Source organism: Aurantimonas sp. Leaf443 (genome assembly GCF_001425575.1).
Taxonomy (GTDB): Bacteria; Pseudomonadota; Alphaproteobacteria; order Rhizobiales; family Rhizobiaceae; genus Leaf443.
Genome location: NZ_LMRD01000009.1, coordinates 155,934 through 170,625 on the forward strand (window position 1 = coordinate 155,934; position 14,692 = coordinate 170,625).

Sequence of the window (14,692 nt, forward strand, 5' to 3'; positions counted from 1 at the left end):
GATCGGCCATCGCCTGCCGTTTCGCAGCGAACGGACAATGGGCGAGCGGCGCCGGCCCTCTAGAGCCGGCCCTCTAGAGAATGAGGGCCGAGAGGATTTCGGAGACCGTCCCGCCTTCGACGAGGGCGATGGACTGGAAGGCGTGCGCCCTGCCGGAACCGTCGCGATCGACCTCGAGGGTGACGAACCCGCCCCTTTCGCCGAGGCGCACATAGTCCTCGACCAATGCGTCTGAAACGGTGATGGGGAAGAGGTCGCTCAGATCGATCCTGTCGCCGTCCCGCCTGTCGAGATCGAGGATCCGGTCGATCTCGCCGTCGCGCGGCATGTCGGCGAGGACGAAGATCGTCGCCCCCTCGCCGCCCACGAGCTTGTCCGCGCCGCTGCCGCCATCCAGCCTGTCGCGCCCGCCGCCGCCATTCAGGACGTCGTCGCCGGCACCGCCCAGAAGGAGGTCGTCGCCGCTGCCGGCAAATAGGATATCGTCGCCGGCACCGCCCGAGAGGACATCGTCGCCGCCGCGGCCGACCAGCGTGTCGCTTCCGGCCTGTCCCTCGAGCCTGTCGTCCGCCTCGCTTCCGGCCAGGCGATCCGGAAGGCCCGAACCGCCGATATCGGATGCCCTGTCGAGGTCGTCGGACGAAGACAGGACGGTGCTCGCCGTCGGACCGCCGGCGGATGGAACGAGGTTCTTGTCCAGGGCGCGGCCGATCAGGGTCGATCGGCCGATCTCGAACGAGACGTTGAAAGCTCCCAGGGCCGATGGCGCCACGCCTTCCAGGAGGATCGACTGCCCGGCCCCGAGATCGACGATCGTATCGCTGCCCGAGGCGACGAGCCGCGAGCGAAATTCCGCGAGCGACGCAAACCGCAGGTCGTCGAAGGCCAGGACGTCGTCGCGCCCGAAGCCCCGGATCGTGTCGTGACCGTCGCCGGCCCGGTAGACGAACCGGTCGGCGCCCTCGCCGGGCAGGAACAGATCGTCGCCTTTGCCGCCGACGAAGGTTTCCGCCCGTGCCGTTCCCTCCAGGCGGTTGCCCATGGCGTTGCCGGCGAAGGTCTGTCCGTCGACATAGCCGAGGCTGACGAGGTTCTCGAGATGGTCCGACAAGGCGTAGCTGCGGCCGGCATTGACGGTATCGACGCCCCCCGAGGCCTTCTCGACCACTTTCGTCAGCGAATTGTAGACGAAGAAGAGATCGCCGGCGGCCCCGCCGATCAGCATTTTCGGCCCCAGGAAGACGCCGCCGACATCGGTCAGCTTGCTGCCCTCGTCGGTGGCCTTGACGATCCCGTTGCTGTCGAGATCGGCAAGGCGCGTGCCGTCCACCGTCGCGCTCGACCAGACATTCTTGGTCACGGACCAGCGCACCACGAAGTCGTCGGGCTGGAAGTTGGCGACCTTCGTCGTCTTGAAGAGAATCGTCTGGGGGTCGGCGGGATCGGCGCCGTTGGTCAGCCAGACGTCGGTGCCCTGCTGCGTCAGGCGCTGCATCACCTCGCCGACGCCGTCGAAGAAGAAGCCTTCGAGCACGATCCGGTCGTTGCCGTTGAAACCGGTGACGATCTTGTTGCCGTGCCCGCGCTCCACGAAGACCGTGTCGGCGCCGCCGACGAGCTTGACGATGTCCTGTCCGTCGCCCGTCACGATCCGGTCGTTGCCGGCTGTGCCGACGATCTCGGTGCCGCCGTCCCCGTCGATCAGCGTCGCGCCGGCGCCCGCGCCGCGCAGCGTCTCCTCCGGGTTGAGGGCGAAGATGCGGATCGAATCGATCTTGAACTCGTTGCCCTTCGCGAAGGTCCGGTCGTCGAGCCCTTCGACCGGGTCCCAGCCGAAGGTCGAGCCGATCTGGTCGTTGGCGATCACATACATATCGGACGTGACATCGGGCGGCGTGACGGTCTTGTAGATCTCCACGAGACTGGCTGCGTCGCGCCCGAAATAGAAGGTGATCGTCTCCGGCGTCCATTCGACCGACCAGGTCCAGAAGCCGCTGTAGATGTCGGCGCCGAAATCGCGCAGCGCATCGTGCTTGGCGCCCAGCCAGTGCTGCTGGCTGCCGTTCTTCTCGCGCAGCACCGCGTCCTGCGGCGTGCCGTCGGCGTCGGTGGCATAGGGGTTGGTGATATCGACGCTCTGCGTCGGGTTTCCGTTCACGTCGTAGCGGTCGAAGAAGACGGCCGTGTTGAAACCGTTGTCGGAGCCCGTCTTCTCGCCGATTCCCTTGCCGTAGGCTTCGAATATGTCGATCTCGGGCGGCCAGCCGACCGTTGCGGGCGCCATCCAGAAGGCCGGCCAATGGCCCTTGCCCACCGGAATCTGCGCGGTGATCTCGTAATAGCCGTAGCTCTGCCCCCAGGTCTGATCCGTCGCGATCATGCCGGTGTAGTAGTCGACGGTCGAGGCGTACCGGCCCTGGTCGGCGAGCTTCAGAGCATCGATGACGGCCGCCCGGTCGGCATCGGGAATGATGCCGGAGCCGATCTTCAACACGCCGTTCGACACCGACAGGGGATCGAGACCGACACCGGTGCCGTCCGACGTCTTCGTCTGCGACGAGAGAAAGACGCTCTTCGGCGAGTTCGTCACGAGTTGGTCGTAACGCGGCCCCGTCGACCAGATGCCCTTCGTGCCGTCGTAGATGTTCAGACCGGCGTCGAAGGTCTCGTTGAGAACGGACGTATACTTGCTGAGATCGATGCCCACGACGAAGACTCCTGATCGGCAATCCTCGCATGACGAGTATTGCAAGATTTCCGGGACAAACCGTGCGGGAATACCTATCGATCAAACGGTAACGAGAGTTGCGAACATCGGGTCGAACAATATTAAAATGCTATATTGTAGAGTGATAAGAGCCCTGTCGGTTCGTGTTGGAGATGTTTTCTACTGCGGCAATCTTGCGTTATGCTGGAGTACCCAAAGCATCGGAGCCAGCAACAAAAATCTAAAGGCTACAGTTTCATCCCGCCCGACAGACGCAGCGGGTCTCCGTGGGGCGAAGCTGCGCGCATCCGGCAAGACGGCTGGCGGACGCGCGGGGAGAGCGGCACAGCGACACGCCGCCGCGACCGCTTCTTCGACGGCTACGAAAGAGGTGTCGCGGGCGGGAACTCTTTACGTCGACCCCCGGCAGACCGCGCGGCCGCACCGAAGGACCCTTGCCGGATCGGCCCGACGGAACGCCGCAGCCGAACGAGGTTCGCACGGAGATGCCTTATCCGAAGGTGGATGAATCCAGCGGATGGCGGATGGGGTGGGATTCGAACCCACGAGGCGGTTTCCCGCCCGCCGGTTTTCAAGACCGGTGCCTTCAACCGCTCGGCCACCCATCCGGTGCGGCACGCATAAGGTACGGGGCGGGCCCCACGCAAGAGGCGTGGACCGGCGGCGCCGTGGCGGCGGTGGCGGCCGCAAGAGGGCGGCCGGCACCGTCGGTCGTCGGATGGTCAGATCGTCAGTATGGTGGCGCCGGTGGTCTTGCGCGATTCCAGGTCGCGATGGGCGGTCGCGGCCTCGGCGAGCGGGTAGGACTGGCCGATGGGAATCGTCACCGCACCGGAGGCGATCATGTCGAACAGGGCGTTCGAGCTCTCCTCGAATTCGGGCCTTGTGGCGGTGTAGCCGAAGAGGCTCGGGCGCGTGGCGAAGAGCGAGCCCTTCTGGTTGAGGATGGCGAGATCGAAGGGCGGGATCGTGCCGGACGACTGGCCGAAGCTCGCCCAGAGGCCCTGGCGGCGCAGGCAGTCGAGGCTTTTCGGGAACGTGTCGCGGCCGACCGAGTCGTAGACGACGTCGCATTTGCGCCCGTCGGTGATCTCGGAGACGCGGGCGACGAAGTCCTCTCGCGTGTAGTCGATGACATGGTCGTAGCCGTGGCGGAGCGCCAGCGCGCATTTTTCCGGCGATCCGGCAGTGCCGATGACGGTGGCCCCCAGATGTTTCGCCCACTGGCCGGCGATGAGGCCGACGCCGCCGGCGGCGGCGTGGAAGAGGAGGACCGTTCCCGGACCGACCTTATAGGTGCGGCGCAGGAGATATTCGGCGGTCATGCCCTTCAGCATGGAAGCGGCGGCCGTCTCGAAGGAGACCGCGTCCGGCAGCTTCGCCGCGGCATCCGCCGCGATCACGACGTGCTCGGCATAGGCGCCGACGGCGCCGTTGTAGGCGACGCGATCGCCGACCGCGAAGCGCGTGACGCCCTCCCCGATCCCGGCGACGACCCCTGCCCCCTCCTTGCCGAGGACGAGCGGCAGTTCGGCCTTGTAGACGCCCGTGCGGAAATAGACGTCGATGAAGTTGAGGCCGGCCGCCTTCTGCTCGACGAGGATCTGCCCGGGCCCCGGGCGCGGAACGGCGCGGTCCTCGAGGGTCATGACCTCGGGCCCGCCGAGTTCGTGGATGATGATTGCCTTGCTCATGCGAGCGTGCCTCCGGTTGGGCGGCCTAGAGGCCGCGTCGCTTGTCGAGGAGCTGAAGCACCCCGCCGATGCACAGGAGATAGAGGCTCGTCGCCACGATTCCCCAGCGCACGAACCATGGACTGTCGAAATTCTGGAACAGGGAGACGATGCCGAGCAGCGACCAGAGGGCGACGACCGCCAGGTTCAGCGGACGCAGCCGCTCCACCCGGACGGGATGCAGGAACTTGATCGGCAGGAAGGTGGCGCCCGCACAGGCGACGACGATGAAGAACGCGTCCCACCCCCGAAGGCCCGCCGCGAAGAAGGCGAAGATCACCATGTTCCAGCAGACGGGAAATCCGCGGAAGAAGTTGTCCTTCGTCTTCATGCGCGTGTCGGCGTAGTAGACCGCGCTCGAGATCACGATGAGCGCGGCTGCGACGAAGGACCACGGGCGCCCGATCATCCCCGACAGATAGAGCGCCACTGCCGGGATCATGCAGAAGGTCGCGTAGTCGATGATCGAGTCGAGCATGTCGCCCGACCAGTCCGGCAAGACGCGCTTGACCTCGATGCGGCGCGCCATCGGCCCGTCGACGCCGTCGACGAAGAGCGCGAGGCCGAGCCACCAGAACATGGGCACCCAGCGCTCTTCGGCGGCCGCGATCAGCGCCATGAAGGCCATGAAGGCGCCCGTGGCGGTGAAAAGATGCACCGAGAAGGCCTTCCAGCGGGCCGTCCTGTCGTTCGCGTCTGCCATGTCGCTCCGAAACCGCCTTGCGGCCTTGCGCCGCCGGGCCCAAACCATTGCCATTCGTCGTAGCGGGCGTATCTGCGTTTTGAAAGCGCAACGCTCGATGCCGCCGGCCGGTTCGAGCCCGCGCTTCACAGATTTCAGCCGGAAGGAGCCGATCGTGGCGGTGGAGCGCAGGGAAATCGTCGTCGTCGGCGGCGGGCTGGCAGGCTGGGCGGCGGGACTCGGCTTCGCCTGCGAAGGGTTCGACACGCTCCTCCTCGCGCCGGCGGCGAAACCCGACGGGCGGTCCACGGCCCTCATCGGCCGCTCCGTGCCCTTTCTCCAGCGTCTCGGCATGATGGACGCGATCCTCGCTTCGGCCGAACCGCTCTCGACGATGCGCATCGTCGACGACGGCGGGCGCCTGCTGCACGCGCCGACGGTCGAGTTCCATGCCGCCGAGATCGGCCTGCCCGCCTTCGGCTACAACATCCTGAACGCCGACCTTCTCGCCGGCTTCGAGGCCCGCGGCGAGGCGCTGGGCGCCCGCCTCGAACGGCGCGAAGCCAAAGCGACGGGCCTCGAGGCCGATGCCACCGGCGCGGTGGTGACGCTGGAAGATGGCTCGCAGCTCCGGGCGGACCTCGTCGTCGCGGCGGACGGTCGCCGCTCGCCCATGCGGCAGGCGGCGGGCATCGCGGTCGGCGAATGGTCCTATCCGCAGAGCGCGCTGGTCATGAACTTCTCGCACCGGCTGCCGCACGGGTCGGTCTCGACCGAGTTCCACACGCGCAACGGGCCGTTCACGCAGGTGCCCCTGCCCGGCCGCCGGTCCTCGCTGGTCTGGGTGGAAGAGCCGCGCATCGCCGAACTCCTGGAGGAACTGACCCCCGAGGCGCTGTCGCGCCGCGTCGAGGAACGCCTGCATTCGATCCTCGGCAGCGTCGAGGTGGAGATGCCGGTCCAGCGTTTCCCCCTGTCCGGCGCCCGCGCGGCCTCGATGGCGGGCGATCGGCTGGCGCTGGTCGGCGAGGCCGGCCACGCCTTTCCCCCGATCGGAGCGCAGGGGCTCAATCTCGGCCTGCGCGATGTCGACCAGCTCCTGCAGCTGGCCTGCGAGAATCGCGACGATGCCGGTGCGCGGGTCGTGCTCGGGCGCTATGCCGCGGGGCGGCGGGCGGATGTCGCCAGCCGCAGCGCGGGCGTCGACCTCCTCAACCGCTCGCTGCTGACGGGCTTCCTGCCCGTCCAGTTCGCGCGCAGCGCCGGCCTTTCCATGCTGGCCGGCATAGCGCCGCTGCGCCGCTTCGCCATGCGGGAGGGCGTCTCTCCGGGCGCCGGCCTCCTCGGGCTGCCCCGCTCGCTGCGCGAATTGTGGTCCTGAGGCGAGCGCTCACCCCGTCAGGACGAGCAGCCACAGCGTGATGGTGACCACCGAGGCCACGGTGCTGACGAGGATGCAGGCCGAGGCGCGCTCGGTCCACACGCCGTATTGCTGGGCGAGGACGAACACGTTCGTCGCCGTCGGAAGGCTGGCGAGGAGAACCGCCGCCGACACCCAGACCGGATCGTGAGGGCCGGTCAACGAAAGCGCGCCCCAGACGACGAGCGGGTGCAGGACGAGCTTCGCCGGCACGATCCAGGCCATCTCCAGGGGCACGCGCTTCAACGGCCGCAAGGCCAGCGTCACGCCCATGGCGAAGAGCGCGCACGGGGCCGCCGCGCCCGCGAGAAGCTGCAGCGTCCGGTCGAGAAAGGCGGGCGGAGAGAGATGGAAGACGGCCGCGCCAAGGCCGACGAGGGTGGCGAGGATGAACGGGTGGCCGAAGATCTGCCGGACTACGCCGAGCGCGACCGTGCCGGCCGTCCCCTCGCGGCGGGAGATCGCCATCACGGTCGGGGTCAGGATGAAGTGCAGCGCGTTGTCGAAGCAGAAGACGAGGGCGACCGGCACGGCGGCCCCCGGCCCGAGCGCCGCGAGCGCGAGGCCAGGCCCCATATAGCCGATATTGCCGTAGCCGCCGGCGAGACCCTGGATCGTCGCCTGTTCGAGACCGGCGCGGCGCAGAAGCGCGAGGCCGAACAGGAGCGCGACGACGAGAAACGTCGAGGCCGTGGTCGTCGCCACGAAGCCGCCGCTCGCCAGCGTCTCGACCGGCGTCTTCGACAGGAGCTGGAAGAACAGGGCCGGCAGCGCGAGATAGACGATGAAGACGTTCAGCCAGGCGAGCCCCTCCACCGGTCTCTGCACCCGCCGCCCGGCGATGTAGCCGACGGCGATGAGCGTGAAGAACGGCGCGATGAGCGAGACGATTGCGAGCATCGGTTCTCCGGTTCGGATCGGTCGGGGACGAGGCTCCGCTTGCGCCCGCCCGCCGCGCCTGCCTAACTCGTTCGACGAGAGAAAACACGGAACACGATGCAAACTTCGCGATTCTTCATCGGTCAGATCGTCCGACACCGGCTCTTCCCCTTCCGGGGCGTGGTGTTCGACGTCGATCCCGAATTCGACAACACGGAAGAGTGGTATCAGGCGATCCCGGAGGAGATGCGCCCGCGCAAGGACCAGCCCTTCTATCATCTCTTCGCCGAGAACGCGGAGACGCAGTATGTCGCCTACGTCTCAGAGCAGAACCTCGTGCCCGACGAGGAAAACGGGCCGGTGCGCCATCCTCAGATCGACGAGATGTTCGACGGGCTCGTCGACGGGCGCTATCGCCTGAAGCGCGCCCACGCCAACTGAGGGCCGGTCCGCAAACGAAGACGGCGGCCCGCAAGGACCGCCGTCGTCTCTCCTGCCGGTTGCGACCGACTTCGTCTCGATGAGGGTTACTGCGCCGCCTTGGCCGCTTCCTGCGCGTCCTCGAACTTCTTGCGCCGCGCGTCGGCCTGCTTCTGCAGGGCGTCGTTCAGCTCCTGCTGGCGCTGGGCGAGCTCGGGCTGAGCCTTGGCCGGACCGTCGAAGGCCTTGGAGAAGCCGGCGAGCGTGACGGCGACGGGGTTCGCCTGACGCTGGAAGTTGATCGAGGTGACCGTCATCTGGCTGCCCTTCTTGAGGGCGGCGATCGTCGCATCCGTCAGCTGCGCCTCGGCGATGCAGCGGTCGGGGAAGCAGACGGAGTAGTTCAGCGCCTGCGGGGCGCTGGTGTCGATCTTGATCTGCACGCCGGCCGGGATCACGCGGCCCGTCGGCACGACGGCCTGGAGCACCTTCTGGTTCACCTTGCCCTTCACGTCGATCAGGTTGACCGCCGTGATGAGCTGACGCGTGTCGGCGATCAGCGTGTACTGCGTGTTGCAGATGTCGTTCTCGCCCTGCTTGGAGCAGACCTTGAACCATTCGGTCGGCACCGGGGCGCCGCGGGCGGGCTGGCCGGCGGCGGCGGCGGCCGGCGCCGGCGCGGCGGGCTTGGGGGCAGCGTCCTGCGCCTGCGCGACCGTGGCGGACAGGGCGAGCGCGGCAAGCCCTGCGGCGAGCGTCTTTCTGGAAACGTCGAACATGGGGTGCGTCACAGGCCTCTCAGTCCTCTCAGGCGAAACTTGGTTCGGAACGGCTGCTCCTTACCGACTGCTCGAGTCTTTCGCAAATGAGGCTGTTTGAAGGCTTGCGCGACGCCGTCCTCCTCGCGGCGGCGCGATAGGCAAATCAATGTTTTGGCGCTAGAGACGATGCGTCCCGCAACGTTCGTAGGTGCCGCCGTCTCCATGCCGTCCGGAAGCATCGCGCTCCCTCGCCGGGCGCTCCGTCCGAGCCTCGCGCTGGCCGCCCTCCTCGCCTGGCCCGCCTTCGCGGCGGCCGCGCCGAGCCATGCGATCGCCATGCAGGGCGAGCCGAGACTGGCCGCAGGCTTCGACCACCTTCCCTATGCCAACCCGCAGGCGCCGCGCGGCGGAACGATGCGCTACGGCGTGTTCGGCAAGTTCGACAATCTCAACCCCGTCATCGTGCGCGGCGCGCTGACGACGGCGCGGGGCATCTGGTTCGACAAGGAGTTCGGCAATCTCGTCTTCGAGCCGCTGATGCAGCGGGCGGCGGACGAGCCCTTCACCATGTACGGCCTCCTCGCGCAGAGCGTGGAGACGGACGAGGCGCGCAGCTTCGTGGAGTTCCAGCTCAATCCGGCGGCGCGGTTCTCGGACGGGCGGCCCGTTCGCCCGGAAGACGTGCTCTTCACGGTGGAGATGCTGCGCGCGCACGGACGGCCGATGTATTCCAACTGGCTGCGTCCGGCGGTGAAGATCGAGAAGGTCGGCGAGCACGGCGTGCGCTTCACCTTCGACGACACGGCCGACCGCGAGACGCCGCTCCTCATCGCCGGCCTGCCCGTCCTGCCCGAGCACGCCTTCGACCGGGAGACGTTCGAGCAGACGACGCTCGAGCCCGTCATCGGCTCGGGCCCCTACGTCATCGACCGCGTCGAGGCCGGCCAGCGCATCGCCTACCGCCGCAACCCCGACTACTGGGGCCGCGATCTGCCGATCAAGCGGGGGATCGACAATTACGACCGCATCGAGGTCGAGTATTTCCGCGATTCGAACGCGCAGTTCGAGGCCTTCAAGAAGGGCCTGTTCTACGTCTATATCGACGGCGACCCGAACCATTGGCGCACCGCCTACGACTTCCCCGCCGTGCGCGAGGGCGCGGTCGTCAAGGAGACGTTCCAGACCGGCGCGCCGTCGAACTTCCTCGGCTTCATCTTCAACACGCGCCGCCCGGTCTTCGCCGACCGCGACGTGCGCAAGGCGCTGGCGACGCTGTTCGACTTCGAATGGGCCAACCGCAACCTCTATTACGGCGCCTATGCCCGCACGACGAGCTTCTTCCAGGGCTCCGAACTCTCCGCCACCGGCCATCCCGCGAGCCCGCAGGAACGCGCGCTGATCGCGGCGGCTGGCGGCTCGGTCGACCCAGCCGTTCTCGACGGCACCTGGCGCCCGCCCGTCACCGATGCGAGCGGCGGCGACCGGAAGGTCATGCAGGCGGCGATCGAGGCCCTGAAGGCCAAGGGCTTCCGGTTCGAGGGCCGCAATCTCGTGGACGCGTCGGGACGCCCGCTCTCCTTCGAGATCCTCGTGCAGTCGCCCGAGCAGCAGCGCATGGCGCTGGCCTACCAGCGCACGCTCGATCGCGTCGGCATAAGGGCCTCGATCCGGCTCGTCGACGACAGCCAGTATCAGGCGCGCAAGCAGGCCTTCGACTACGACATGCTGGTGACGGCCTACAGCGCCTCGCTGTCGCCCGGCGCCGAACAGTATTTCCGCTTCGGCTCGCGCTCGCGCGACGTGCCGGGCTCGTTCAACTATGCGGGCGTCGCCGACCCGGCGGTGGACGCGGCCATCGCCGCGCTGATCGCCGCCCGCACGCGGGAGGACTTCGTCGCGGCGGTGCGTGCCTACGACCGGCTTCTGGTCTCGGGCGCCTATGTCGTGCCGCTCTTCCACCTGCCGGAGCAGCGCCTCGCGCGCTGGTCCTTCATCAAGCATCCCGAGACGACGCCGCTCTACGGCTACCAGCTGCCGGCCTTCTGGCGGCAGCCGGACTGAGCGAAAGCGGGAGAAGAGGCGGCGCTCAGGCCGCCTTCTTCTGCCCTTCGTCCACGAAGCGGGCGAGCTGCGCGGCGATGGTCGCGGCGCCGTTCAGGCGCTTCTCCGGCGTCGTCCAGTCGCGCATGAGCACGATGGACTGGTCGGCGCGGATCTTGGCCGCCGAGCCCTGTTCGGCGATGTAGCGCACGAGCGCGCCGGGATTGGCGAAGTTCTTCTCGCGGAACTGCACGACGAGGCCCTTCGGCCCGGCATCGAGCTTCTCGACATTGGCCTTGCGGCACAGCGCCTTGATGAAGACGACCTTGAGGAGATGCTCCACCTCGGTCGGCAGCGGCCCGAAACGGTCGATCAGCTCGGCGCCGAAGGCGTCGATCTCGCGCGCGTCGGAGAGATCGGCGAGGCGCCGGTAGAGCGTCATGCGCAGTTGCAGGTCCGGCACGTAGCCTTCGGGGATCATGACGGAGGTGCCGAGCGCGATCTGCGGCGACCATTGCCCGTTCGTCTCCGGCTCCACGCCCTTCATCTCCGCCACCGCCTCTTCCAGCATCTGCTGGTAGAGCTCGAAGCCGACCTCCTTCACGTGGCCCGACTGTTCCTCGCCGAGAATGTTGCCGGCGCCACGCTGGTCGAGATCGTGGCTCGCGAGCTGGAAGCCGGCGCCCAGCGTGTCGAGCGTCTGCAGGACCTTCAGGCGGCGGTCGGCGCCCTTGGAGGGCGTCTTGTTGGCGGGGATCGTCATCAGCGCATAGGCGCGCAGCTTGGAGCGGCCGACGCGGCCGCGCAGCTGGTAGAGCTGGGCGAGGCCGAACATATCCGCCCGGTGCACGATCATCGTGTTGGCGGAAGGGATGTCGAGGCCCGATTCCACGATGGTCGTGGAGAGGAGCACGTCGTACTGGCCCTCGTAGAAGGCGTTCATGATGTCGTCGAGCTCTGTCGGCGGCATCTGGCCATGGGCGGTGGCGACCTTCAGCTCCGGCACCTCGCGCTCCAGGAACTCGCGGATGCCGGCCAGATCGGCGACGCGCGGCACGACGTAGAAGCTCTGCCCGCCGCGATAGCGCTCGCGCAGCAGCGTCTCGCGGATGACCAGCGGGTCGAAGGGCGTGACGAAGGTGCGCACCGCCATGCGGTCGACGGGGGGCGTGGTGATGAGCGAGAGCTCGCGCACGCCGGTCAGCGCCAACTGCAGCGTGCGCGGAATGGGCGTCGCCGAGAGCGTCAGCACGTGGATGTCGGATTTGAGGTCCTTCAGCCGCTCCTTGTGCTTCACGCCGAAATGCTGCTCCTCGTCGATGATGAGAAGGCCCAGCTGCTTGAAGTCGATGGACTTGCCGAGCAGCGCGTGGGTGCCGACGACGATATCGACCGTGCCCTCGGCGAGACCCTTCTTGGTCTGGGCGAGTTCCTTGGCGGTGACGAGGCGCGAGGCCTGCGCGAGGTTCAGCGGCAGGCCGCGGAAGCGTTCGGAAAAAGTCTTGAAATGCTGGCGCGCCAGCAGCGTCGTCGGCACCACCACGGCGACCTGCAGCCCGTTCAGCGCGGCCACGAAGGCGGCGCGCAGCGCCACTTCCGTCTTGCCGAAGCCGACGTCGCCGCAGACGAGGCGGTCCATCGGCCGGCCCTTGGCGAGATCGTCGGTGACGGCGTCGATCGCCGACATCTGGTCCTCGGTCTCCTCGTAGGGGAAGCGCGCGGCGAACTCGTCCCACAGCCCGTCGGGCGGCAGGAGCTTCGGCGCGCCGCGCATCTCGCGCTCGGCGGCGATGCGGATGAGACCGCCGGCCATGTCGAGAAGGCGCTTCTTCAGCTTGGCCTTGCGCGCCTGCCAGGCGCCGCCGCCGAGCTTGTCGAGCATGGCTTCCGAGCCTTCGCCGCCATAGCGCGACAGGAGCTCGATATTCTCCACCGGCAGGAACAGCCGATCGTCGCCGGCATAGTGGATCTCGAGGCAATCGTGCGGGGCGCCGGCCGCCTCGATCGTGCGCAGGCCGACGAAGCGCCCGATGCCGTGATCCACATGGACGACGATGTCGCCCTCGTCGAGCCCGGAGACCTCGGCGATGAAATCGGAGCCGCGCTTCTTGCGGCGCGAGCGGCGCACCAGCCGGTCGCCGAGAATGTCCTGTTCGGCGACGACCGCGATGTCGTCGGTCTCGAAGCCCGCCTCGATGCCGAGAACGGCGGTGAGGACGAGAGTCTTGGGCGCCTCGTTGACCTGCTTCAGCGTCTCCGCCGGCTTGATGTTGCCGAGCCCGTGCTCCTCGACGACCTGCGCCAGTCGCTCGCGCGACCCTTCCGTCCAGGCCGCGAGCACCACGCGCTTGCCGCCGGCGCGAAGGTTCGAGATGTGATCGACCGCCGCCTTGAAGACATTGGCGTCGCTCGACTGGCGCTCGGCCGAGAAGTTGCGTCCGCGCGCGATGGCGAGGTTGTAGACCGCGCGGCCGCCGGCCTCCGCCACGCCATAGGCGGAGAAGCGGATCGGGTCGGTGATCGCGAGCCCCGCCGCCTGCTCCTCCGTGGACAGGTAGAGCTCGTCGGGGTCGACGGGGTTGTAGGGGACGCTGTCGCCGCCCTCGCCCGATCCGCGGCGCCGCGCCTCGTAATGGTCGCGGATCGTCTTGCGCCGCTCCTCGATCGCCTCCGGCACGAGATGGTCGAGAACGAGCGGGAAGCCGGAGATATAGTCGAACAGCGTGTCGAGCCGCTCGTGGAACAGAGGCAGCCAGTGTTCCATGCCCGAGAAGCGCCGGCCCTCGCTGATCGCCGTGTAGAGCCCGTCATTGCGCGCCGGTGCGCCGAAGCGCTTCACGTAATTCGAGCGGAAGCGGCTGATCGTCTCCTCCTTCAGGGAGACTTCCGAGACGGGCGCCAGATCGAAGCTCTTGCGCTGCGCCACCGTGCGCTGGCTTGCCGGGTCGAAGGAGCGGATCGTCTCCAGCGTGTCGCCGAAGAAGTCGAGCCGCACCGGCTCCTCCTCGCCCGGCGCGAAGAGGTCGAGAATGCCGCCGCGCACCGCGTATTCGCCGCGCTCGCGCACCGTCGCCACGCGGTCGAATCCGCCGCGCTGCAGGGTGCGCACGATCTCCTCCATGGCGATCCGGTTGCCGGCGCGCGCGGCGATCGAATCCTCGGCCAGCGCCTGCATCGGCGGCATCTTCTGAAGAAGCGCGTTCGCCGTCGTCAGGATCAGCGCGCGATGGGGCTCGCGCTTCAGGGCCGCGATCGACGCCATGGCCGAGAGGCGCCGCGCCGCCGCCGCGCTCGAAGGACCGACGCGGTCATAGGGCAGGCAGTCCCAGCCGGGCAGCGAGAGGACGGGCAGGTCCGGCGCGACGAAGCGCAGCGCGTCCTCGAGCTCGCCCATGCGGTTGCCGTCGCGCATGACGAAGACGACCGGCGTCTTGCCGCCGCGCACCCTGGCGATGTCGGCGAGGAGAAACGCCTCGTAGCCTTCGAGGACATTGCCGATCTCGAGCCCGGCGCCCTTCTCCAGCGCCTTCTTCAACGGCGCAGGCAGGCTCATGGCCGCGGCTCCTGCGCGCCGCGCAGTTCTTCGGCGCCGCCGTGGAAGGCCTGCACGCGGCGAAAGAGCGCGGTGTCGTAGTTGTCGGGCACGGCCAGCGATCCCGTCATCCACTTGAAGAGATCGGGATCGGGCACGTCCATGAGGCGCTCGAACTCGGAGAGCTCGTCCTCGGTGAGCGTCCCGATCTCGGCATCGGCGAAACGGCCGAGCACGAGATCCATCTCGCGGATGCCGCGATGCCAGGAATGGTAAAGCGCCTTGCGTCGGCGGATGTCGAGATCGGCGGAGGAGCGCTGCGTACCGGTCATGGGACCTTCTTCCGGGCGGGCCGGACAAGAACGGAAGGGGATCGAATTCAGGCTCTATATAGGGAGCCTCCGGCATTGTCAGCCTTGCCAGCCGACCCCGGCGGCGTAGAAGCGTCTGCCGGCCCCGCAAGACCCGACCGCCGGCCGGTTCCGTCCGTTCTCCCA

Annotated in this window: 10 protein-coding genes and 1 tRNA gene; 3 read left to right on the forward strand and 8 right to left on the reverse strand. The window is 67.9% G+C overall.

Annotated elements, in window-relative coordinates; genetic code table 11:
* Nucleotides 1-73: 73 nt before the first annotated feature.
* From ASG48_RS14230 to pcsA, 4 genes are all read right to left on the reverse strand, one after another.
* Nucleotides 74-2,707 carry a family 16 glycosylhydrolase gene (locus ASG48_RS14230; RefSeq protein ID WP_055851082.1) on the reverse strand — a complete coding sequence of 878 codons (2,634 nt, stop codon included), beginning with the start codon at nucleotides 2,705-2,707 and terminating at the stop codon, nucleotides 74-76.
* A gap of 539 nt (nucleotides 2,708-3,246) precedes the next feature.
* Nucleotides 3,247-3,336, reverse strand: a tRNA-Ser gene (locus tag ASG48_RS14235).
* 114 nt (nucleotides 3,337-3,450) lie between these two features.
* Nucleotides 3,451-4,422, reverse strand: coding sequence for a quinone oxidoreductase (locus ASG48_RS14240; protein ID WP_055851084.1), 972 nt, complete (start codon nucleotides 4,420-4,422; stop codon nucleotides 3,451-3,453).
* Nucleotides 4,423-4,447: 25 nt separating this feature from the next.
* Nucleotides 4,448-5,164 carry a phosphatidylcholine synthase gene (pcsA, locus tag ASG48_RS14245; RefSeq protein WP_055851087.1) on the reverse strand — a complete coding sequence of 239 codons (717 nt, stop codon included), beginning with the start codon at nucleotides 5,162-5,164 and terminating at the stop codon, nucleotides 4,448-4,450.
* 160 nt (nucleotides 5,165-5,324) lie between these two features.
* Here pcsA and ASG48_RS14250 point away from each other — a divergent pair, with 160 nt between their 5' ends.
* Nucleotides 5,325-6,524 carry a UbiH/UbiF family hydroxylase gene (locus tag ASG48_RS14250; RefSeq protein ID WP_055851375.1) on the forward strand — a complete coding sequence of 400 codons (1,200 nt, stop codon included), beginning with the start codon at nucleotides 5,325-5,327 and terminating at the stop codon, nucleotides 6,522-6,524.
* Between the two features lie 9 nt (nucleotides 6,525-6,533).
* On the opposite strand, the gene ASG48_RS14255 is transcribed toward ASG48_RS14250, so the two are convergent.
* Nucleotides 6,534-7,463 (reverse strand): AEC family transporter, encoded by a 930-nt coding sequence (locus ASG48_RS14255; RefSeq protein WP_055851090.1) that lies wholly within the window; start codon nucleotides 7,461-7,463, stop codon nucleotides 6,534-6,536.
* 96 nt (nucleotides 7,464-7,559) lie between these two features.
* Between ASG48_RS14255 and hspQ the strand changes: the two genes are divergently transcribed.
* Nucleotides 7,560-7,883, forward strand: coding sequence for a heat shock protein HspQ (hspQ, locus tag ASG48_RS14260; protein WP_055851093.1), 324 nt, complete (start codon nucleotides 7,560-7,562; stop codon nucleotides 7,881-7,883).
* 86 nt (nucleotides 7,884-7,969) lie between these two features.
* On the opposite strand, the gene ASG48_RS14265 is transcribed toward hspQ, so the two are convergent.
* Nucleotides 7,970-8,641 carry an invasion associated locus B family protein gene (locus ASG48_RS14265; RefSeq protein WP_055851096.1) on the reverse strand — a complete coding sequence of 224 codons (672 nt, stop codon included), beginning with the start codon at nucleotides 8,639-8,641 and terminating at the stop codon, nucleotides 7,970-7,972.
* Nucleotides 8,642-8,845: 204 nt separating this feature from the next.
* Here ASG48_RS14265 and ASG48_RS14270 point away from each other — a divergent pair, with 204 nt between their 5' ends.
* Nucleotides 8,846-10,684 carry an extracellular solute-binding protein gene (locus ASG48_RS14270; RefSeq protein WP_244486907.1) on the forward strand — a complete coding sequence of 613 codons (1,839 nt, stop codon included), beginning with the start codon at nucleotides 8,846-8,848 and terminating at the stop codon, nucleotides 10,682-10,684.
* A 25-nt stretch (nucleotides 10,685-10,709) separates the two neighbouring features.
* On the opposite strand, the gene mfd is transcribed toward ASG48_RS14270, so the two are convergent.
* On the reverse strand, nucleotides 10,710-14,216 hold the full coding sequence (gene mfd, locus ASG48_RS14275; RefSeq protein ID WP_055851099.1) for a transcription-repair coupling factor: 3,507 nt from the start codon (nucleotides 14,214-14,216) through the stop codon (nucleotides 10,710-10,712).
* Entirely contained in the window at nucleotides 14,213-14,527 is a 315-nt protein-coding gene (locus ASG48_RS14280) for a succinate dehydrogenase assembly factor 2 (RefSeq protein ID WP_055851100.1), read from the reverse strand. The genes mfd and ASG48_RS14280 overlap by 4 nt, the downstream gene beginning before the upstream one ends.
* Nucleotides 14,528-14,692 lie beyond the last annotated feature (165 nt).